The sequence below is a fragment of the Alteromonas sp. RKMC-009 genome, from assembly GCF_003584565.2.
Lineage (GTDB): Bacteria > Pseudomonadota > Gammaproteobacteria > Enterobacterales > Alteromonadaceae > Alteromonas.
The window spans coordinates 4,696,226-4,717,918 of sequence record NZ_CP031010.1; the positions used below are offsets into that span (position 1 = coordinate 4,696,226).

Below are 21,693 nucleotides of genomic sequence, written 5' to 3' on the forward strand. Positions count from 1 at the left end.
TTGATAAAATCTTTGCCCGTACGCATAATACTGCGCAAATAATAGCGCAGTTTCACGGAACGAAATTGTCATATAAAACGACGGAGTTTTACTTGTCTACAGGCCTGTCAAAATTGGTTATCCGCGCATGCATGGCATTGATGCTGGCGTGTTCATGTGTTGTCGCCGTGGCTGCAAATGAAGCCTGGCTGGACGACTATGCCCGCTATGTGAAGCGGGAAGCCATTAAATACAACGTGCCGGGCTATGCCTTTGTGTATTATCAGCAAGGGGAAACGCCCAAGGTCTACGTGTTCGGCCGCACAAAGAAAAACGGTGAGATGATTGACGGCGATACGGTATTCCGGCTCGCATCTGTATCGAAATCTTTTACCGCCCTGCTCACTGCAAAGCTGGTACAGCAGGGGAAGATGCGCTGGGACATGCCGGTAAGCGAACTGGTACCGGATATTCCTTTCACCGGACAGGGCATGGATACGCTGCAACTACAGCACATTGTCAGTCAGTCCAGCGGCTTTATGCCCAACGCCTATGATAATTTAATAGAGGCCGACTACTCACTGGAGCGGGTGTTGCAACAACTCGCCATTCTCGACCCGTTGTGTGCTCCGGGTGCCTGCTATACCTACCAGAACGCCATGTTCGGAGCGATTGCCTATTATCTCGGTATGCAAAATACGTCTTATCACCGTCAGTTGGATGAACAGGTGTTTATTCCCCTCGGAATGAAAACGGCCAGTGCCGGCAAAGCTGCACTCATGGCATCAGAAAGCTGGGCCAGACCGCACATTGCCATTGCCCGCGATAAGTGGCGTGAGGGCATGGTTGAAAGCAATTACTACCGGTTCGCACCGGCAGCAGGTGTTAACGCCAGTATTAAAGACATGACCATCTATCTGCAGGCTATGCTGGGGGAATTCCCCACTGTTGTGCCGCCGGAGCTGATTGAAGAAATAACCACGCCGGTGGTGAAAACCACCCGCGAAGTTTACCGTCGCGGCTGGCGGGAGCATCTTAACAGCGCATGGTACGGAAAAGGCTGGCGAATTTACGACTTTGACGGCAAACGCCTGAATTATCACAGTGGCTGGGTAAAAGGTTACCGCGCTGATGTGGCGTTCTCACCGGAATACAAAGCCGGCTATGTAATGCTGATGAACGCCGAGTCCAACATGATTAACTCCACCACAGCGGAGTTCTGGGACCGCTACTTTGAGCAGGCTGATGAGAAGAGAGCGCTCGCACAGACAGAAGAAGCCAGGCCGGCAGCCGGCCAGTAACACTAAGAAAAAAGAAATATTCACAAAAAAGGCAATGTTCACCGGAACATTGCCTTTTCTTTATCTACTTAAAATGCCCCGCTGTTTACGAGCGGGTTTTCATGTACGTGTAACCACTTAAACAATTTTCGTAGAAGTCAGTCCATTTCACCGCTTCACGGGGGTTTAAGTTGCCGCTTGAAATCTGACGGTCAATCATACGTTTCACATCAGACGCCATGGCGCGGGGGTTGTACTGCATGATTTCCAGAACATCCTGCACCGACGATCCTTTTACCACTTCCTCGATGTAGAAGTCTTGCGGATCATCGTCGTAGCTGAAGATATGCACTTCGTTCAGACGACCGAACAGATTGTGCATGTCGCCCATTACGTCCTGGTACGCTCCGGTCAGGAACAGACCAACGTAATAAGGCTCGTCTTTCTTCAGCTTGTGCATAGGCAGAATATCGGTGATTTCGCGGCCTGCCGTGAACTGGTCAATCTTACCGTCACTGTCACAGGTAATATCCACCAGCGAACAGTTAACCTCCGGCTTCTCGTCCATGCGTGTTACCGGCACGACAGGCAACAGCTGATCGATCGCCCATGTATCCGCCGCTGACTGAAATACCGAGAAGTTAGCCAGATACTGGGAAGACAAGCTGTAATCCAGACCCTGAATTTCCTCCGGTACGTACTCCGCAGTGGAATAGTGAGCCTTCAGGCGCGTCATAATGCGCCAGTACAGGGTTTCGATTTTACCCAGTTCGTCCAGAGTCAGTACGCGCAATTTAAACGCATCCATTGCCTGCTCTTTCCACTGGGAAGCATCGTTAAACACTTCCTGCATGTTCTTCTGTTCATCGAAGGTTTCTGACAGCTCACGGATATTGCTGACAAATACATGCTCACCTTCTACCGGAGTCACATCCACTTCTGCCATATCTGAACGGATTTCACCCACGATTTCAGTAATTACGCAGCTGTGGTGCGCAGTAATCGCCCGGCCACTTTCGCTTACCAGGTTCGGATGCGGCACGCCTTCCAGGTCGCACACTTCTTTCATGCCGTATACAACATCAGAAACATATTCCTGCATGTTGTAGTTACGGGATGATTCATTGGTTGATGCACTGCCATCGTAATCGATACCTAAGCCACCACCCACATCAACATAATCCAGCGGGAATCCTAACTTGTGCAGTTCAGCGTATATCCGTGCGCCTTCGGTCATGGCTTCTTTTACAGAACGGATGTCTGTTAACTGGCTGCCGATATGGAAATGCAGCAGCTTGAAGCAATGCTCCATACCTTCATCCCGCAGGAAGCGGGCTGCTTTTAAGATTTCAGCGATGGTCAGGCCGAATTTGGCTCTTTCACCACCGGAGCTTTCCCACTTGCCCCGGCCTTTAACGGTCATTTTTGAGCGCATACCGATTATCGGGTCGATATTCAGCTCTTTAGCTGTTTTAACCAGCAACGTGAGTTCTGAATACTTCTCAATCACCACAACAATTCGACGACCCAGCTTACGGCCAAGCAGAGCAAGCTTCATGAACTCTTCGTCTTTATAGCCGTTCAGTACGGTCAGTGAATCTTCGTTAGTATTCAGCGCCAGTACGGTGATTAACTCGGCTTTAGAGCCGGCTTCCAGGCCGTAATTAAAAGGTTCGCCGGCATCAACGATTTCCTCTACAACTTCGCGCATCTGGTTTACTTTTACCGGATAAACGCCCTGGTATTCACCGTTATATTCCGCCTCGGCAATGGTATTGCGGAAGATAGTGTTTAAATTCGCAACCTGCGAACGCAGCACATCGTGGAATCGTACAACCACAGGAAACTGCACGCCTTCTTCGCGGATTTCGTCAATTACCGCTTTAAAATCAATTCGAATACTGGGATCAGAGGGGACAGGAGTAACATGCACGTTACCGTTGTCACCAATGGTAAAGTAACCGCCGCCCCAACGTGAGACGCCGTACAATTTTTCCGCTTCTTCGATGCTCCACTCAGCCAATTGTTTTCACCTTAAAAAATCAAACGCCCTGTCTCAGATACTGGACAAGGCGAGTTGTGGATTATTCGTCATATTTTGGAGCGCCATTATAATCGTCTTGTAAGTCAGTGCTATGAAAATCGTCATAATTTTATGTCACAAAAAACGAATATCTATTCACTGGCATTATGAGGCAATGCACGCTGGCTGCAGACCAAAAAACAAACTGCCGGTCTCTCACCATACCGACATTTCTCTGAAGCGCAAATGTTAAGAAAAATCGCTTTCCCGTTCTCATCCGTAAGCTATTGTTATAGAAAAGGCTCAGCGTAAGCCTGTCAGACATAACAAGAGGAAAGTAGCATGAGTGCCCCTGCAGATAATCCGCAACGCCCCGCCATTTTAACCATTGATCAGGGCACCACATCCACCCGCACAATCGTGTTTGACGGGCAATTTTCACCGGTCTTCACAGCGCAGGAAGAATACCCCCAGCATTATCCGAAACCCGGTTGGGTCGAGCACAATCCGGAAGATATCTGGCAAACCACGCTGAATACTGTGAAAGAAGCCCTGACGTTCAGTGACAAGAAAGGCTATCACGTTGCCGGTATTGGCCTGGTGAATCAGCGGGAAACTACCGTGGTTTGGGACAGACAGTCCGGAGAAGCGATATATCCGGCCATTGTATGGCAGGACCGGCGCACAGCATCCCAATGCAACAAAATGAAAGACAAAGAAGAATGGCTGCATAAGCGCACGGGCCTTCGCTGCGACCCCTATTTTTCTGCCACTAAAATCCGCTGGATTCTGGATAACGTGGAGGGTGCACAGGAAAAAGCAGATAAGGGCGAACTGGCTTTTGGTACCATAGACAGCTTCCTTATCTGGCGTTTAACCGGCGGAAAACACCACCTTACCGACACTACTAACGCCAGTCGCACAAACCTTTTTAATATCAATACTCTGGCCTGGGATGACGAGTTACTGGATGTATTCGGTGTGCCCGCTTCAATGCTTCCCGAAGTGAAAGACTGCGCCGGTGATTTTGGCTGTATTGATGAAAGCGAGTTCGGCTGCGCGTTGCCGGTTTATGGCGTGGCAGGCGATCAGCAGGCTGCGCTGATTGGTCAGGGGTGTTTTCAGTCCGGAGAAGCAAAGACAACCTTCGGTACCGGATGTTTCGCGCTGGTGAATTCCGGCGACTCACCGGTATTTTCCGGCCAGAATTTACTGACTACCGTAGCCTACACCATTAACGGTCAAGCCTGTTATGCCATGGAAGGATCAATCTTTGTGGCTGGCGCGGCGGTGCAATGGCTCCGGGACAGTCTCTGTATTCTTAAGCATGCGGCAGACTCAGAAGCACTAGCCAGTCAGGTAGAAGATGACCATCAGGTTGTGGTGGTACCGGCGTTTACCGGTCTGGGCGCACCTTACTGGGAGCCGATGGCGCGGGGCGCGATTTACGGTTTAACCCGTGGTTCCACTGATGCCCATATTGTTCGCGCGACGCTGGAATCCGTGGCTTACCAGACACAGGATCTGGTTGACGCGATACACAGTGACGGCATATGCACGACGGCAATAAACGTGGATGGGGGCATGGTACAAAACAGCTGGTTCTGTCAGTTTCTTGCCGACACGCTGGACATTCCGGTGAACCGGCCCGAAATCATGGAGACCACCGCGCTGGGTGCTGCATTTCTGGCCGCTCTGCAAGCCGGATGGCAATCAGATTTACATGCATTTGCAGGTATGAACCCCTGCGATTCTGCATTTACGCCTGCGGCAAACAATGCCTTAAGAGTAAAACGTAAAGCCCGCTGGCAGGCAGCGGTGAAAGCCACGCTGATGATGGCAGAAGCAGAGAGTCTGTTAACGGAATAAATTAGCATTTGTCTATACCATTGCTCCGTTAGCCTGTTCCTGCTTGTACAAAACAGGGGATTTGCGTAGTGTTGGTCTCCTCTTATAAAGACAATATTTCCCGGAATCATGTTAAAACAGCTCTTTTTCGGCAGTGCACTTCTTACTGCCACCGGCGCTTTTGGCGCCACACCGGTTTCTCCTGTGGGTGAAGCGGTGAATCTGAATAAATATCGTGAAGATGTAAAAATTCTGGCCAGTGATGCCTTTGAAGGCCGCGCCCCACTTTCTGACGGTGAGCAGAAAACCATCGACTATCTGGTCACACAGTTTAAGAATATCGGGCTCGCTCCGGCATTCGGCGACAGTTACATCCAGAAGGTCCCGCTGGCGAAAATCAGTGCTGACCAGGATATGACACTGACCATCGGCGATCAGGCTTTCGAAAACGGGGCTGAGTTTGTGGCCCGTACCGAGCGCATATCTGCTGATATCACGCTGAATGACGACGTTGTGTTTGTGGGATACGGTATTAACGCGCCGGAATACCACTGGAATGACTACGCGGACGTTGATGTAAAAGGTAAAACCGTTATCGTGCTGGTTAATGACCCCGGTTTCGCCTCACAACGCAAAGACTTCTTTAACGGTAATGCCATGACCTACTATGGCCGCTGGACTTACAAATACGAAGAAGCTGCCCGTCAGGGTGCTGAAGCCGTATTCATTGTGCATGAAACCATGCCGGCGGGTTACGGCTGGGGAGTCGTACAGGCTGGCGGCACCACCACCAAATACTCGTTAATTGATGACAATAATAACCAGTCAAAAGTCGGTGTGATGGGCTGGATGCATCTGCGCGCTGCACAAAAAGTATTTGAAGCAGCGGGACTTAACTACCGGGAAATGAAAGCAAAAGCCTCAGCACCGGGTTTCAAAGCCATAGACTTAAATGCTAAAGCCACACTTAAACTGCACAGCACATTCGAAATGGCGGAGTCGCAGAATGTTGCCGGTATCCTGCCAGGGCACACTGCCCCGGATGAGTGGGTTGCCCTGCACGCACACTGGGATGGTTTAGGAAAAGGCACTGAAAATGGCAAGGAAGTGATCTTAAACGGTGCCGTAGACAATGCTTCAGGTGTTGCCGGCGTATTGAGCCTGGCCCGCGTAATGAAAGGAATGAGCGAGAAGCGTCCCAATGGCAGAACCATGATGTTCGGCGCGTTTACTGCCGAAGAAACCGGCCTGATTGGGGCTGAGCACTTTTCACTGAACCCGCCGGTGCCGGCTGAAAATATAGTGGCCTTTCTGAACATTGACGGCATGAACGTGAATAAAGCCACCGACTATATTCTTCAGTACGGCGAAGGGTTGTCGGAACTGGAAGATTATGTGGCGAAAGTAGCCAAATCACAGGGCCGTTTCGTGAAACCGGATCCCCGCCCGCAAAATGGTTTGTTCTTCCGTTCAGATCACTTTGCAGCGGCAAAACAGGGTATTCCGTCTTACCTGTTCATGAGCCTGGGAGACACTGACCCGTCGTTTATTGCACAGCGCTATCACAAAGCAGCCGACGACTACCTGCCGGAATGGGATTTAGGTGGCGTAGAGCAGGATTTGGATCTGATTGGTCAAATTATGGCGCAACTGGCGAATAACGGCGACTGGCCGGAATGGACCGGTGAGTCCGACTTTAAAGCGGCCCGGGAAGCGTCTAAACAATAACCCGCCTTATCACAGGCGCTTACGGTGATACCTGAGCGCCTGTCTATCTTCCCTAATCCACGCTTAACTACCTCCTGCCGGTAATTTTTGCCGGATAAAGTCTTTCACTAAAAGCCTTTCACTGCAAAGAGTTCACATTCACTACCTTTCAACTCATTAGATTATTTTAATGAAATCCCCATTCAGCATGAGAGCAACAAAATTGCGCTTTTTTCATTCAAAACACAACATTGAAAGCAAAGAAACGCAAAGATACGTAAAAATACTAGACTAAAAGCGAATAATAATGTTTCGCATTCATATAATCCCTTTGGTAGACTCCGTCCCGATTTTTATATTACGGATTATTTATTTACCGCCAATCGGGATATGACTCAATGAAACCTGGAACTGTAAAAACACGTTATACCATGCTCGCCTCTGCCATCATTGCCTCTCTTTTTCATACCGCTTCTTTTGCACAGGATGAAGCGCCGGCAACACCGGACGGCAGCGATATCGAACACATTGTTATTTCAGCGACCGGCTTCGAACAAAAACTGACAGAAGCACCGGCCAGTATTTCTGTTATTTCTCAGGAAGACTTACAGTCACGTCAGTTCATTACGCTGCTGGATGCCGTGCAATTTCAGGAAGGTATTGATATCGGAACTACCCGCGACAAAACCGGTCAGGGCACGGTCAGTATGCGTGGTCTTACCGGCGAATATACGCTGCTGTTGATTGACGGCGTTCGAATGAACAACCACGGTGATATCTACCCGAATAACTTCGGCGGTAACGCGTTCGGACACGTACCACCAATGGAAGCAATTGAGCGGATCGAAGTGATCCGTGGTCCGGCTTCTACTCTTTACGGTGCCGATGCACTGGGCGGCGTAATCAACGTCATCACCAAAAAACGATCTGAAGACTGGACCGGCTCTATCAACTTTGGCCGCAGCATTCAGACTGACGACCAGTTCGGTGACGACATCACCACTGACTTTTTTGCACAAGGCCCGCTGATCAAAGATTTGCTGACACTGGGTGTTCGGGGCAGCATGTACGAGCGTCAGGCATCCAACCCTGAATTTGCACCTGATGTGGACCCCAACGGCGATATCCATATCCGTGAACTGGGCTTCGGCAGCGGCGGTAAAACCGTAGACAGCGACAGCAAACAGTTTGGTTTTACACTTTTCTTCACACCGTTTGAAAACCAGAGCTTCAAGTTTGATTACGACAACTCGAATCAAACCTACGACAACACCCCGACTTACAACATCGATACCGGTGAAATTTCTTACCCGCTGGGTACCAAAGATAACATTGAGTCTATCTGGGCAGATCGTCGTGGTGTGGTTAATCCCCGCGCCGGTTACGCTGCGGATCAGGAGTTCAACCGTGAGTGGTGGTCGGTGACTCACCAGGGCCAGTTTGACGGCTTCTCATCAATGGTGGCCTTGTCTCACGTAGACACGACAAACGATGGCCGTACGTTACCGTTGAGCGTAGCAGAACGTTTATTACTGCAGGAAATGTATGACGGTACAGGTGCTTACGAAGGCATGACAGAAGAAGAGCGTAAAGCACTGGCAGAAGATACTTTCCTGCCGCGTCCGGAGCGTCCGCTGGAAAGCAGCCAGTATACGCTTGATGTGCGCGTCGATATTCCTGTGACAGATGTTATGGGCGACCACAATATCGTGCTTGGCGGTCAGGTAATCGACGGGGAACTGCTGGACGGCGTATTCGGCCTGGAAGACAGCAATGCCGGTGGTGTTCAGGAACAAAAAATGTGGTCGTTGTTTGCAGAAGACAACTGGAGCCCGAATGACTATCTGACACTGACGGCCGGTGCCCGTTATGACGAGCATGACGTCTTTGGCAGTCAGGTTTCTCCGCGTATTTATGCGGTTTACACATTCAATGATAACTGGACCGTTAAAGGTGGTGTGAGCACCGGTTATAAAACGCCGAACACCACAGATCTTTACGACGGTATCACCGGTTTCGGTGGCCAGGGTACCTCACCGTTCGCAGGTAACCCTGACTTACAACCTGAAACCAGTGTAAACAGTGAAATTGCTGTTTACTGGAACAGCGATGCAGGCCATAACTTCAACCTGACTTACTTCAATACACAGTTTGAAGACAAAATTGCCAGCGGTGATACGGTTTACAGTTGTGAAGTCACCGGCGGCGTGCGCCCTTGTGTTAACTTAGGTGATTACGACCAGCTGGGTTATCAGACTTACAGCCAGAAAATCAACATTGATAAAGTTGATTTGCAAGGTATTGAAATGGCCGGCCGCGTACAGATCAGCCCGGAGTGGTTCGTTACCGCTAACTACACCTGGACGGACAGCGAACAGAAAAGTGGTCCTGAAGCCGGACAGCCTCTGACCAACACTGCAGAGCACATGGCGAACATTACCGTAAACTGGGATATGACCGAAGACTTCAGTGTTTATCTGCAGTCGCAAATCCGTTCAGACCGCTACCGTGGCTGGGACAGCACGCTGGATAAACCGCTGTACTACAAAAACTATCAGCTGATGACACTGGGTGCCCGCTACCGTATTACTGAATACGTGTCGGTTAATGCCCGTATCAACAACCTGCTGGACGAAGATTTCACTTCTTACACCACTGAATACAACGATTTGAATGGTGACGGCAGTTACGAGTATCTCACCGGTCGTGGTGTGGTAAGTGAAGTCGTATTCCTCGACGACTACAACATCAAAGACCGCGCCCGTAACCTGTGGGTAGGCGTTAACGTGAAGTTCTGATGTAAAACATCACTAACGTAAAACAAAATGGCCGGTATCCTTCAATACCGGCCATTCTTTTTTAAACGGCTTCTAAACCGCGCAGCGTAAATTCATCTGCCGGCACCCGAACCTTCTCAGGCACCACAGCATCTTCAAGGCGGTAACCGGCCGCGCATATGACACAGGCATTCAGTCCGCGCTCAGTGAGCCCCAGTGCCTTGTTAATTCCGGCAGGACTAAATCCTGTCATCGGGCAGGTGTCCACACCACGAAGTGCTCCTTCAGCAATCAGCGAACCCAGTGCAATGAAAGCTTGCTGCTGCGCTACCTGTACTTTTTGCTCAGGTGTCTGACCCGCATAGTAAGACTTAATGTAATCGGCGTAGCCCGCCTGACTACCTGCTTCCGCACTGGTCTGAGAATAAATGCGGTCAAAGTATGCATCCACCGTTTTGTCAGTAATCTCAGTTTCGTTGGCAAAAATAAACAAATGAGAACAGCTTGGCAGCTGAGTCTGACCAAAGGTGTGCGCTGCCAGTGCATTCAGCGTGTCTCTGTCGTCAATCACAATAAGACGGTAAGGTTGCAGGCCAAAGGCAGACACCGACAGACGGGCCGCTTCAGTCATACCGTTGATGTCCTCATCACTGACTTTTTGTGACGAAAATTGTTTTAACGAAAAGCGTTGGGAAAGTGCAGGAATTAAGCTCACAGATATGTCTCCGTAAAGTAGATGATGGGGCTACTTTAACCGGTTAGCGACAAGATGAAATTAACATTAGTTAAAAACACGGAAATTTGTTTTGAATGGCAGCCGTGTTTATTTCGTTACACTTAACACCGGTTAATTTCATCATCTGAAAGATACCTTAGAGTACGGCTTACTCTCTTTAAACAGGTACTTCACAATGTTCGATGTCTATCTTTCACAACTCAGTTTAACCCCGCCGGAAACACCGGATGTTGATTTCCTCATTAAACTGATTGAACGTCACGTCGCCACTTATTCGTTCAACAATACCGGTGTTTTGCTCCGTGAGACTCTGTCACTGGAGCTCAGCGCCATTCTCCACAAACTGGTGACACGTAAAGCCGGCGGCTTCTGCTTTGAGCACAATAAACTGGTTATGCATTGTCTGGATTCGCTGGGTTACGACACCCGGCTGGTGATGGGGCGCGTCTTCAATAATCATATCCGCGATGTACCCCGTACTCACCGGGTAACACTGGTAACCCTCGACGGTGAAGACTATCTGATTGACTGCGGATTCGGAGCGTCCGTTCCTCAGGCGCCACTTAAATTGAGTGAACAGGGTATTCAGCAGGCCGGAAACAGGCAATACACAATTAAACCACTCCCCAACGGAGAATACGACGTGGTGTTGATTAAAGAAGGCTGCCCCTTCGTGCTCTACCGTATTGACTCCGCCGTCTATTCGGAAGCGGATTGCACCGCTGGCCACTTATATTCCATCGCCCATCCGCAGGCTGTTTTTGTCAATAATTTAGTGGTCAGTATCAACAAACCTGATCAAACTCATGCGCTGATTAATCATACCCTGACCAGCACATTTCAGGGGCGACAAGAAGAAACCCGGGTGACATCAGCAGAGCAACTCACCCACATTCTGCAGCGTGTTTTCATACTGCCGGTGGATACCGCAATATGCCACTTTTTATTTGAGCGCTATGTGCAACCGCATTTACATCAGGACGGGCAACCCGCTGCACCGGAGCAATCCTGATGAAGTCTCCGTTGCTTCCGGCTATTCTCTGGTCGTGGTTGATGGCATCCTCTTTTGTTGTCTCTGCACAGGTGACCGCTTATGCCTCACCACTACCGGTGACATTTCTGCGGTTTCTGCTGGCCTTACTCATAATGACCCCGTTTTATATTGCCGGCCGCAGAAGTCACCCCGCCCCGTTAATCTCGTCAATGAAAGCGGGTGCGCAACTAGCCATAGTCAGCGGGAGTCTGACCGGATTCTTTGTTTGCCTGTTTACCGCTCTGAAGACCACAACATCCTTGAATACATCGGTGATGTACACCTTCGTTCCGTTTCTCGGCGCACTTACCGGACTCATTTTTTCCATCCGTACCACCTCCCGTCAGTGGTTCGGCTACCTGTGCGGCGCAGCCGGCGCTATTATCGTGTTGCTGGCTACACGCAACGGCGGGCTGGTATGGCATTCAGGGGATGCGATTTATCTGGCAGGATGTATTCTGCTCGCAATACATGTTGTATCTGTACAGCGTTGGTTTGGTCAGTACACCGCATTTGGCGGCGCATACCGTATCATGTTCGCCGGCACCTTATGGTTGTTACCCTTCACACTGCTTGCCGGAGGCTTGTCTCAGGTGCAATGGCTAGCCGTCCCCTTCTGGCAGATGACCGGTTACCTTACGATCGGTACCACACTCTTAACGTTTGTACTGCAACAGCGTATTGTGGCGCAGGGCGGTGCGCGGTGTCTGCTCGGGATCAGTTATACCATTCCGGTCTGGGTGGCCTGCTATGAAAATATCAACGCACCGGTAGCGTTATTGTTATCGCCCGGGTTTGTTGCTGGCAGTAGCCTGGTTGTCATTGCGTTAGTGCTGATCGACAACGGTTTTAATCATAAGGGAGCCGCAAATGGACAAAGCTTGCCTGAGAAAACAGCTTGAGGATTTCTTCGGACATTATCAGTCCGGCATAGACTGGTCGGGCTTAAACTTAACGCCGGAAGTACATGTACTTCCCAAAGGTGAAACCTTATTCAGACAAGGTGACTGTTCAACCAGAGTTTATTTTCTTAACACCGGTCTGGTGCGGTATTACAGTGTGTCAGAGGAGGGAAAGGAGTATACCCAGACGCTGGCTAAAGCCCCCAGAATCGTTGGTTCGACCCGCGCAATGACAATGGGTTTACCGGCTCAATTTTCCATAGAAGCACTGCAGGACTCAGTGGCCATTTCGTTTCACTGGCCATCTTTCTTTGAAAGTATGAAAAATAACCTGGCGTTTATGCAGGCTTATGCGCTGTTCCTTACCGATATTTTTATCAGTAAGGAAGAAAAAGAAAGCATGATGGTGAAGCACTCAGCAACACACCGCTACGTGTCTTTTTGCAGTGATTTCCCCGAGCTGAACAACGTACTCACCAAACAACAAATTGCGTCTTATCTGGGAATAACGCCGGTAGCATTAAGCCGCATCCGCGCCAGATTGAATGACAGTGAATCCCGTGAGAAAACCATCTGACAGCGGTGAAGTGGTCACCTGCTGACCTTCACCGTTACGCTCTCTTTGCACGCTTTTCGGACAAGAGGATAAGATCACACCGTTTTCATGGCGGCGATGAAATCTGCAAGGCGCGCCACTGCGCTCAGCGACTCTTCAGGATCGATATTAGCTGCCGGATTACCAAAGTCATGGTCACCACCCGCCTGCACCAGTAAGCCGTCGCGCCGTGGATAAACGGAAACATGCTTATTGAAATACTGAATGCCGTACTTCACTTCCGGCTGCGGGATGAGCTTACAGGTTTGTCCCCGGACCGGCGTGATACTGTCATCACCCAATAAGGCCCTGGCACCGTAACCTGTGCAATTTACCAGCGTATTCTCATCGAAGTTGGCAAAGTCAGACGGGCTGGTCAGTTCCCGCGTCACAATTTCACCGCCATTTTGAATAAATTCGCTCATCAGTACCCGTGAATACTCGCTGATATTAAACATCAGTAACGGGTAACGACGAACGTAACGTACCGGGAACGGATTCATGTGAGCCGGGATATCCCACGAGCGTGGCGTAATATCACCAATGAGATCCCGTTCAAAAGTCGGATACGCAGGCTCTCCTTTCGCCTCGTAGTGCCCCGTTTCTGAAAATGGCGTATCTGAAGCACGGAATATAGTCGTCCATTCCACCGGCGTACCGGTGAGCCCTAACAGAGTCTGGTACCGGCGAAAGGAAATTCTTGCCATCATTTCCCATTTTTGTGCAAACGAATCCGCATGCGCCAAATCTACAATACGGGAGTCCGGCGACCAGATCCCCGTTGCAAATGACGAGCGCACATAAGGCGGACGTTCTTTGGCGTAGATTTTAACCTTGTAGCCCGCACGCTGACATTGGATCGCGGTGGTTAAGCCAATTGCACCACAGCCGATAACCGCAACCTCCTTGTTCATTGCCTCAGCGACCAGTGATTCCGCCAGTACAGCGGTCCCCCAGGACAGTGACCAGCCACTGCCGCCGTGCCCGTAGTTATGAACAATCGACTTTGCACCCGCCTTTTCAAGTTCAATTCTCGGCCCCTGAGCGCGAAATGGCCGTGTGCACACATTCATAGTGATAATGCGGTCAGGACGGGCTTCAATGCGCTTAAGTGGTGGCATCTGTACCGTTAAACCGGTGTGTAATTTACCTGATGAAGATTGGGAGGACGACACACATGCGCCAAGTGCAACACTTGATGCTAAACCTGCAGATCCCTGTAGAAAACGTCTTCTTTGCATAGCTGCTCCAAATTAACGTGTCCCGGGAATAGATTGATAATGAATTGAAATATATCTGAAATTTAGAGCATGCTGTTCTTTGCCAGCTTAAATGCCAGCATATCTCTTTGATTAAATAACATGCAATACTTTTGCCCTGAATTTCCGGTAAATGACGATAATCAGAGCATTAAACCGCGTCTCCGCCAGACGCAATGACTGCGAACCTCAAGCTTATTGCCGGCAGTGGAAATCAAAACCGGTAACCGTTCAATACGATTTCCCGCGAAAATACATGCTCAATCAAGGCCTTCTGTTTGTCCGTATATATCTCCCGGTAATCCGGTTTGCTCTGCCGGACTATCCTGCCGGCGTTAGTAATCACGCCCCTTCTGAAAGGCACACCCAGAGCGGCAAACAGATCCGCCAGTTCATCTTCCAGGTTTTCATAATGCAACACCCTGTCGACCAGCACATTCCCGGAACGGTCACAGTAGCTAGGGTAGTTAAAACAGTATTCTGCCCGTGACAAGTAATCTTCAAAGTCGCCCGGCGGATTCCGGTAATGCCTGCAGGTATTGTAGTGCGATACCGTTTTCTCCCATGGATTTCTGTCTACACAGAACGTCGTGTAATCCCGCCAGATTTCCGGATTGACCCTGGCTTTAATCTCCGCTGCCGTAGAGTGATTCCGGAAAGGACGCTTCCCAAGCCAGTCCAGCACAGCCTGTACTTTGCCGGCGTACCCGGCAGCTCCCAACTCAGACCGGATATCCCAGCGACGCTTATAATTACGCGGCCGGTGGCCCGGTTCAGGCGGGAAAACCGGCGTAAACACATCCCGGCAATCACACAAAGAGGATAAATAAGTTTCAATACTTCTCCCCGCCGTCTTACGGGTTTTGATAAAGATAAAGCGGTACTTGTGAGAAATGATCATCTCGCCCCCTGCCAGTTCTGAACAATGTCACGGTGTTATTTCATTGACCGCCATCCAGCACAGGAGTCTCAGGACTTACGCGTTTCTTACAATATTCACAGGAAGTTGATGGGAAAAGTGAGACTGGGATGGGCTTGAAGTGTGTTCTGGTGGCTGCAAGACAAAGTGTGCCCCGACAGCGGTTAAGTCCTCTTCCGTTTCCAAACCGTCAGCCGCAGGAACGCGGCTGTCGAGCTCCCAGGGATGGGTTTACAGCGTGTTTGAAAACACAGCTCCACTCCCATCCCGGAGGGCTCACCTTCGAACGAAAGCGTTTAGTCGTCGCCGAATTCGCGGATGATGGTGTTGATGGTGTCTTTGGCGTCACCCAGTACCATTCTTGTGTTGTCTTTGAAGAACAGCGGGTTATCGACGCCGGCAAAGCCTGCGTTCGCTGAGCGCTTCAGTACAAACACAGTTTTTGCACGATAAGCTTCGATTACCGGCATGCCGTAAATCGGGCTGCCTTTCATCTCTTTCGCAGCAGGGTTTACTACGTCATTAGCACCAATAACAATCGCTACGTCGTAGTTTTCCATACGCGGATTCACATCATCCATTTCATACAGCTGATCGTAAGGCACATCCGCTTCTGCCAGCAGTACGTTCATGTGACCAGGCATCCGGCCCGCTACAGGGTGAATAGCGTATTCCACCGTACAGCCGTTTTCTTCCAGCAAGGTTTGCAGTTCACGCACCGCGTGTTGCGCCTGAGCAACCGCCATACCATAGCCCGGGATCACCAGCACAGCCTGAGCCGCTTCTAATACATAGAATGCATCCTGCGCCGCCATGATTTTCACTTCGCCTTCGATTTTCTCTGCCGCTTCCACAGGCTTAGAGAAGCCTGACAGCAGTACATTCATCAGCGAGCGGTTCATCGCCTTACACATGATGTTAGTGAGGATCAAACCCGATGCACCAACCAGCAGACCAGTAACAATCAGAATCGTGTTGCCCACCGCCAGACCAGCCGCAGATGCTGCCACACCCGAGTAACTGTTTAACAGTGCAATCACTACCGGCATGTCGGCACCACCAATTGAAATGGTCGCCAGTACACCGAAGCTGAGCGCCAGTGCGATAGTCACGTACAACCACATCAGATTCGTCGGATCGGTAACGAACAAATAACCTACCACCACAAAACCAATCAGATGAGCAATACTAAGTTCACGCAAACCGGTGAAAATAACCGCTTTGGCCCCCATACGGCCAGACAGCTTGCCCCAGGCAATCACCGAGCCAGAGAACGTAACACCACCGATCAGAATCGTGAGAATCACCGTGATCAGCACAAAGTGCGTGGCCCCCATGAAGCCAAACGTGGCCAGCTGACTGATAGTCGCCCAGCCCAGCAACAGCGATGCCAGACCACCGAAGCCGTTAAATAACGACACCATTTCCGGCATTTGCGTCATTTCCACCGACTTAGCTTTCCAGGCACCGTAAGCGCCGCCAATTACAAAGCCCAGTAATATCCAGTGGTAGGAAATGATTTGATGATCAAGCAGTGTCACCACCACCGCCACCAGCATACCCACCGCAGACACCAGGTTACCTTTTCTGGCAGTAGAAGGATGACTCAGTAATTTAAGTCCGGTAATAAACAGTCCGGCAGCCAGTACGTAAGCCAGATTGATAATCAATGCTACAGATTCCATCTTCCTGACCCCTTACTTCTTGTCTTTCTTTTTAAACATGCCAAGCATGCGGTCGGTTACCAGGTAACCCCCCACCACGTTAATGCTTGCCAGTGCCACCGCAGCGGTACCCAGTACAGTGGTAAGCACGTCGTTGTCAGCACCGGATGCCACCAGCGCGCCAACAAGGGTAATGCCAGAAATCGCGTTAGAGCCCGACATCAGCGGCGTGTGCAATGTGGCAGGGACTTTACGGATAAGCTCGAAGCCTAAAAATGCCGCCAGCAGCACAATAAAAATCAAATAGATATTTTCCATGATCAGGCCCCCTGATAAGCGTTTGTAAGCATGTCGTTGGTGATTTGCCCGTCGTGGGTGATCACGCAGCCTGCCAGGATCTCATCCTCAAGATTAAGGTTGAATTGCTTCGATTCATCATCAAAAAATTCATCCAGCAGGTTGTACACGTTGTTGGCATACATGTCGGTGGCGTCTTTCGCCACAGCCTGACTCCAGTTGCCGGTACCAATAACAGTGACACCGTTCACGGTAACCACTTTGCCGGCTTCAGAGCCTTCCACGTTGCCACCGGATGTGGCAGCCATATCGACAACCACACTACCCGGACGCATCAGCGCAAGGGTATCTTTGCTGATCAACTGCGGCGGACGGCGTCCGAACAACTGCGCTGTGGTAATCACAATGTCAGAATCAGCAATGGCATCGCGCTGGGCATCCTGCTGCTTCTGCTTTTGTTCTTCAGTGAGCTCTTTGGCATAGCCGTCTTTCGTCTGGCCGGTTTCACCCAAATCAATTTTCAGGAACTTACCGCCCAGCGACTCAACCTGCTCGGCTACCACCGGGCGCGTATCGTATGCCAGTACGTTGGCACCTAAGCGCTTTGCAGTTGCAATGGCCTGCAGACCGGCAACGCCAGCACCGATAATGTAAACTTTCGCCGGCTTGATGGTGCCCGAAGGTGTCATCATCATTGGCAGAATGCCCGGCAGATGCGTAGCTGCCTGCATCACCATGACATAGCCAGCCAGGCTCGCCTGCGAACTCAGCGCATCCATTTTCTGGGCGCGGGAAGAGCGCGGGATCATTTCTACCGACAATGTGGTCAGTTTCTTCGCCGCCAGTGATTCCACTAATTCCTGCTGGAAAAAGGGGTCAATGTGTCCAATCACCAGGGCAGCCGGTTTCAGACGGGCATACACCGCTTCTGCAGGACGATTCACGCACAATAACGCATCCGTTTCCTCAAGCGCAGCGCCGGCATCTTCAACCACCATGGCACCAGCTTCAGTAAACTCTGTGTCCGCATAACCTGACAGAACACCAGCGCCCTGTTGCATGACCACGGTCATACCTCGCTTCACCATTCGCTTCACACTGGATGGCGAAACCGCACATCGCTTCTCTGTGTGACCTTGTTGTTCGAGTCCTTCATTTAATATCAGTACTTTCAATGTGTTCTCCTCAGGCACGGGATACTGAGACTCATGATCCGAACACATGCGTGCTCGCATTGTTAATTTATAATTTTTATTGTTAACCAAATCTAATATCTATTGCCACCGGTGGCAATATGCATATTTATATCAAAAAAGAATATACAAGGGGTCAGTTAGCGCTGAATGTTTAGCCAAACTTCCCTGTATATTTAGAAATTTTAAACACACTAACGAATGAAAAATTTGAGATTAAAGAACGGAAAATTATTAAATACAACAAGTTATGCTATATAAAAATTTGACTATATCTAAGTCTATGATGTGAACAAACTATTTATGATTACGCTAATAAGTGAAATGATTGACGAGATAATGCTCATTCACAGAATCAATAAAAGCATTCAATTGTGGAACTTTTAGATAGGGAAAATGACACGAAACAGATCAGAGGAGAACAAAAAACAACCAACTGTCAAACAAAATGCACACCTGTGGTTCAGCATTTTGCTCATGAATGGTGCGTCTGCACTTATTATGTGATAGCCGCCTGAGAGAATAGACAATCTTCCCGTTCGGGAAGACCCTGAATTGTAATCAGCTGCGGTACAAGGTTTTGATCAGGTGATAGCCGAACTTTGTTTTTACCGGTCCGTGCACTTTAAGCACTTCTTTTTTAAACACTACGTCATCAAATTGTTTCACCATCTGTCCGCGGCGAAATTCACCTAAATCTCCGCCCCGCTTTCCCGACGGACACGTTGAATGTTTCTTTGCCAGTGTGGCAAAGTCTTTGCCTTTCTTCAGTTGTTCAAGAATGGAAAGGGCTTCTTTTTCGGTCTTAACCAGAATATGAAGAGCAGATGCGGTAGCCATAACAGATGTTCTTATAAAAAGTGATGCAGAGAATTATAACGAAAGCCGGGCGAAAAAGGCATTTCTGCACACAATGCCCTATCATCATATTTTGTTATAGAATTACAGAAAGACGATGGTGATGACGGCACGAGTTGACGTTACGGGGCGGGAGAAGAAAAAACATGTCTGAATTGTTGAGCAGGCGGGTCGTTGGAATTTTATTAATGCTCATATCACATTCCGCTGCTGCTGAGTCCTTTTCTGTGGGCATTGTTCCGCAGCACTCGCCGAAAAAGCTCGCTGAGGCGTGGCAACCTTTGCTCAGCTATATCGGGTCTGAGACCGGACACACTTTTCACTTTGAAACCGCGAAAGATATTCCGACATTTGAAAAAGCACTGTCAGAAGGCAAATACGACATTGCTTACATGAACCCTTATCACTTTGTCGTTTTTCAGAAAAATCCCGGTTACCGCGCGCTGGTCCGCCAGAAAGACCAAACCATTCAGGGCATCATCGTTGTAACCCGTGACAGTCCTTTTACAGAATTGTCTGATCTTAATGGCACCAAAATCGCCTTTCCGGCCCCGGCCGCCTTTGCCGCCAGTATTATCCCCCGTGCGACCATGCAAAAAGAAGGCATTAACTTTACACCCGTTTATGTGCATTCCCACGATTCCGTATATCTGAATGTAAAGAGGGGATTCTTTAAGGCCGGAGGCGGGATTTACCGGTCTCTGCAAGCCACAGACGACGACGTTAAAAAGAACCTGAAAGTGCTCTGGGCAAGCCCTGCTTATACGCCACACGCCATAGCAACGCATCCCCGGCTGTCAGAGGAAGTTCGCGGACAACTACTGAATGTTCTCACAACCATGAATCCCGGAGGAAAAGGCAGTGACGCATTAAACAGTCTCAAAATGAAAGGATTCTCGGAAGCATTTTCTGCAGACTGGGATGACATCCGGGTGCTGAACATAGACTTACTGCAGCAAGAGAACCCGTAGTTCCTATGCGAATATCATTAAAATTAAAAACAATACTGGGTGTGGCTTTAATAGAGGCCACATTGCTTGCACTGCTGCTGACAACAACCTTTAACCTGCTGACCAACCTGGTTAACGATGCGGTGGTAAAGCGTGCGAATACAACGGCTAACCTGTTTTATTCAACGACTAAAAACGCATTTTTGTCCTTCGATCTGGCCGGCATTGAGGCTGATGTCAACGAACTGCTTACCGATTCAGATATTCATTACGTCAAAATAACTGATACCTCCGGCAGAGTCTTCGCATCAGGTGGCAACGAACAATCACTGAACTCAGACTTTCAGGCCGATACGTCTGTCAGCCTGGCCAGTGACGGGATTTACGACATCCGCCGCCCGATCATGGTTGATGATACCTTGTACGGTTATATTGACCTTGGAATTGATATTGCAGCGGTGAAAGCGTCGCTGAGCGACATTCAGCAGTGGGCTTATACCATCGCAGTCATTGAAATGGTTCTCGTTGCGCTGTTTTCCTATTTTCTCGGAAGTTATCTGACTAAGCAGATCAACATTCTTCAGCAGGGTGCCCGCAGGCTCATTCAGGCTTCAAAAGAAAACAAATATGAAGATATTAAGGTAAATGTGCGTACCAATGACGAACTCGAAGAGTTAGCAACGGTATTCAATCATTTAATCTCGCATCTTGAAGAAGAGCATATCCGCAGAGCCGAAGCGGAAAATGCCATACATAACCTGAATCAGTCTCTGGAATACAGAGTCCGCGAACGCACCAATGAATTAAACAGAAAAAATGAAGAGCTGTCGCAGTCAAACAAATCGCTGAAAGAAACCCAGCAGCAATTACTTCAGGCAGAAAAGATGTCGTCAGTGGGCCAGCTTGCTGCCGGCGTCGCTCACGAAATCAATAACCCTGTGGGCTTTGTCAGCAGTAACCTCGACACGCTGAAAGAGTATTTAGCCAGCTTTGAAATACTGTACAGAGATCTAATGGAAGTCACACAAGCACCTACCAATGAAGTTGCGCTGGAAAAATTAGCTGCATTGAAGAATTCTCAGGCTTACCAGTCACTGGACTTCATAAGTAATGACGTTTCTCATCTCATCAAAGAATCTGAACACGGTTTACAGAGAGTGGAAGAAATTGTCAGCAGCCTTAAACAATTTTCCAGAATCGACACAGATCAGAAGCAACTTTTTGATTTGAATAACTGTGTGAAAACCACATTAGCGCTGGTGAACAACAAGCTAAAATATGCCTGCGATGTAGACATTAACTACGACGAATTGCCCCGCGTTATGATGAACGTTGGCAAAATTTCTCAGGTTATTACTAACCTGCTGATTAACGCCGCGCAGGCGATTGAAGAAACGGGACGGCGGGGTAAGCTGGAAGTGCGCACCAGAGCAAACAGTAACGGAACCGTAGAACTTATCGTCCGTGACAATGGCTGCGGGATTTCAGACGAAAACCTGCAGAAGATATTCAATCCTTTCTTCACCACCAAAGACGAAGATACAGGCACTGGCCTGGGCCTTTCCATTTCGTATGAAATAGCAAGAGAACACGAAGGAATGCTCAGCGTTGAAAGTGAGCTCTATACCGGTACCGAATTTACGCTGACCTTACCTGTTTACGGCGCAGCATAA

Annotated in this window: 17 protein-coding genes; 9 read left to right on the plus strand and 8 right to left on the minus strand. The window is 49.4% G+C overall.

The features are described 5' to 3' along the window. Positions 1-131: 131 nt before the first annotated feature. Entirely contained in the window at positions 132-1,280 is a 1,149-nt protein-coding gene (locus DS731_RS20415) for a serine hydrolase domain-containing protein (RefSeq protein ID WP_119503543.1), read from the plus strand. A gap of 85 nt (positions 1,281-1,365) precedes the next feature. Here the strand turns inward: DS731_RS20415 and speA are convergent, their stop codons facing one another. Further along, positions 1,366-3,282 (minus strand): biosynthetic arginine decarboxylase, encoded by a 1,917-nt coding sequence (speA, locus tag DS731_RS20420; protein ID WP_119503043.1) that lies wholly within the window; start codon positions 3,280-3,282, stop codon positions 1,366-1,368. A gap of 342 nt (positions 3,283-3,624) precedes the next feature. Between speA and glpK the strand changes: the two genes are divergently transcribed. The 3 genes from glpK to DS731_RS20435 all read left to right on the plus strand — a co-directional run bounded on the left by glpK (position 3,625) and on the right by DS731_RS20435 (position 9,635). Then, entirely contained in the window at positions 3,625-5,151 is a 1,527-nt protein-coding gene (glpK, locus tag DS731_RS20425) for a glycerol kinase GlpK (protein WP_119503044.1), read from the plus strand. Positions 5,152-5,259: 108 nt separating this feature from the next. Further along, positions 5,260-6,858, plus strand: coding sequence for a M28 family metallopeptidase (locus DS731_RS20430; RefSeq protein WP_119503045.1), 1,599 nt, complete (start codon positions 5,260-5,262; stop codon positions 6,856-6,858). A gap of 377 nt (positions 6,859-7,235) precedes the next feature. Beyond that, entirely contained in the window at positions 7,236-9,635 is a 2,400-nt protein-coding gene (locus tag DS731_RS20435) for a TonB-dependent receptor domain-containing protein (RefSeq protein ID WP_232373435.1), read from the plus strand. A 61-nt stretch (positions 9,636-9,696) separates the two neighbouring features. On the opposite strand, the gene DS731_RS20440 is transcribed toward DS731_RS20435, so the two are convergent. Continuing rightward, a complete protein-coding gene (locus DS731_RS20440) occupies positions 9,697-10,329 on the minus strand; it encodes a nitroreductase family protein (RefSeq protein ID WP_161599193.1) in 633 nt (210 codons plus the stop codon). Positions 10,330-10,525: 196 nt separating this feature from the next. On the opposite strand from DS731_RS20440, the gene DS731_RS20445 reads away from it, so the two are divergent. From DS731_RS20445 to DS731_RS20455, 3 genes are read left to right on the plus strand one after another with little or no spacing between them, the layout of a single operon-like run. Then, on the plus strand, positions 10,526-11,362 hold the full coding sequence (locus tag DS731_RS20445; protein WP_119503047.1) for an arylamine N-acetyltransferase family protein: 837 nt from the start codon (positions 10,526-10,528) through the stop codon (positions 11,360-11,362). Continuing rightward, positions 11,362-12,285, plus strand: coding sequence for a DMT family transporter (locus DS731_RS20450; RefSeq protein WP_119503048.1), 924 nt, complete (start codon positions 11,362-11,364; stop codon positions 12,283-12,285). Before DS731_RS20445 ends, DS731_RS20450 begins: the two co-directional genes overlap by 1 nt. Beyond that, positions 12,254-12,862 (plus strand): Crp/Fnr family transcriptional regulator, encoded by a 609-nt coding sequence (locus DS731_RS20455; RefSeq protein WP_119503049.1) that lies wholly within the window; start codon positions 12,254-12,256, stop codon positions 12,860-12,862. The genes DS731_RS20450 and DS731_RS20455 overlap by 32 nt, the downstream gene beginning before the upstream one ends. Before the next feature lie 74 nt (positions 12,863-12,936). Here the strand turns inward: DS731_RS20455 and DS731_RS20460 are convergent, their stop codons facing one another. The 6 genes from DS731_RS20460 to ppiC all read right to left on the minus strand — a co-directional run bounded on the left by DS731_RS20460 (position 12,937) and on the right by ppiC (position 19,052). Next, complete coding sequence (locus DS731_RS20460) at positions 12,937-14,121, minus strand: FAD-dependent oxidoreductase (RefSeq protein ID WP_119503050.1); 1,185 nt, start codon at positions 14,119-14,121, stop codon at positions 12,937-12,939. A gap of 232 nt (positions 14,122-14,353) precedes the next feature. Next, entirely contained in the window at positions 14,354-15,040 is a 687-nt protein-coding gene (locus DS731_RS20465; RefSeq protein ID WP_119503051.1) for a hypothetical protein, read from the minus strand. Positions 15,041-15,354: 314 nt separating this feature from the next. Continuing rightward, complete coding sequence (locus tag DS731_RS20470) at positions 15,355-16,743, minus strand: NAD(P)(+) transhydrogenase (Re/Si-specific) subunit beta (RefSeq protein WP_119503052.1); 1,389 nt, start codon at positions 16,741-16,743, stop codon at positions 15,355-15,357. Positions 16,744-16,755: 12 nt separating this feature from the next. Beyond that, a complete protein-coding gene (locus DS731_RS20475) occupies positions 16,756-17,040 on the minus strand; it encodes an NAD(P) transhydrogenase subunit alpha (protein ID WP_119503053.1) in 285 nt (94 codons plus the stop codon). Positions 17,041-17,042: 2 nt separating this feature from the next. Next, positions 17,043-18,194, minus strand: coding sequence for an NAD(P) transhydrogenase subunit alpha (locus DS731_RS20480; RefSeq protein WP_119503054.1), 1,152 nt, complete (start codon positions 18,192-18,194; stop codon positions 17,043-17,045). 579 nt (positions 18,195-18,773) lie between these two features. Then, positions 18,774-19,052 (minus strand): peptidylprolyl isomerase PpiC, encoded by a 279-nt coding sequence (gene ppiC, locus DS731_RS20485; RefSeq protein ID WP_070123477.1) that lies wholly within the window; start codon positions 19,050-19,052, stop codon positions 18,774-18,776. Between the two features lie 206 nt (positions 19,053-19,258). On the opposite strand from ppiC, the gene DS731_RS20490 reads away from it, so the two are divergent. Both DS731_RS20490 and DS731_RS20495 read left to right on the plus strand, forming a co-directional pair. Then, complete coding sequence (locus DS731_RS20490; RefSeq protein ID WP_202980683.1) at positions 19,259-20,041, plus strand: phosphate/phosphite/phosphonate ABC transporter substrate-binding protein; 783 nt, start codon at positions 19,259-19,261, stop codon at positions 20,039-20,041. A 5-nt stretch (positions 20,042-20,046) separates the two neighbouring features. Continuing rightward, entirely contained in the window at positions 20,047-21,693 is a 1,647-nt protein-coding gene (locus tag DS731_RS20495) for a sensor histidine kinase (protein ID WP_119503055.1), read from the plus strand.

Coding starts and splice junctions, on each gene's coding strand:
- glpK (WP_119503044.1), top strand. CDS start 3,625: ATGAGTGCCCCTGCAGATAATCCGCAACGCCCCGCCATTTTAACCATT.
- DS731_RS20475 (WP_119503053.1), bottom strand. CDS start 17,040: ATGGAAAATATCTATTTGATTTTTATTGTGCTGCTGGCGGCATTTTTA.
- DS731_RS20450 (WP_119503048.1), top strand. CDS start 11,362: ATGAAGTCTCCGTTGCTTCCGGCTATTCTCTGGTCGTGGTTGATGGCA.
- ppiC (WP_070123477.1), bottom strand. CDS start 19,052: ATGGCTACCGCATCTGCTCTTCATATTCTGGTTAAGACCGAAAAAGAA.
- DS731_RS20430 (WP_119503045.1), top strand. CDS start 5,260: ATGTTAAAACAGCTCTTTTTCGGCAGTGCACTTCTTACTGCCACCGGC.
- DS731_RS20460 (WP_119503050.1), bottom strand. CDS start 14,121: ATGCAAAGAAGACGTTTTCTACAGGGATCTGCAGGTTTAGCATCAAGT.
- DS731_RS20435 (WP_232373435.1), top strand. CDS start 7,236: ATGAAACCTGGAACTGTAAAAACACGTTATACCATGCTCGCCTCTGCC.
- DS731_RS20415 (WP_119503543.1), top strand. CDS start 132: ATGGCATTGATGCTGGCGTGTTCATGTGTTGTCGCCGTGGCTGCAAAT.
- DS731_RS20470 (WP_119503052.1), bottom strand. CDS start 16,743: ATGGAATCTGTAGCATTGATTATCAATCTGGCTTACGTACTGGCTGCC.
- DS731_RS20490 (WP_202980683.1), top strand. CDS start 19,259: ATGCTCATATCACATTCCGCTGCTGCTGAGTCCTTTTCTGTGGGCATT.
- DS731_RS20445 (WP_119503047.1), top strand. CDS start 10,526: ATGTTCGATGTCTATCTTTCACAACTCAGTTTAACCCCGCCGGAAACA.
- DS731_RS20455 (WP_119503049.1), top strand. CDS start 12,254: ATGGACAAAGCTTGCCTGAGAAAACAGCTTGAGGATTTCTTCGGACAT.
- DS731_RS20465 (WP_119503051.1), bottom strand. CDS start 15,040: ATGATCATTTCTCACAAGTACCGCTTTATCTTTATCAAAACCCGTAAG.
- DS731_RS20495 (WP_119503055.1), top strand. CDS start 20,047: ATGCGAATATCATTAAAATTAAAAACAATACTGGGTGTGGCTTTAATA.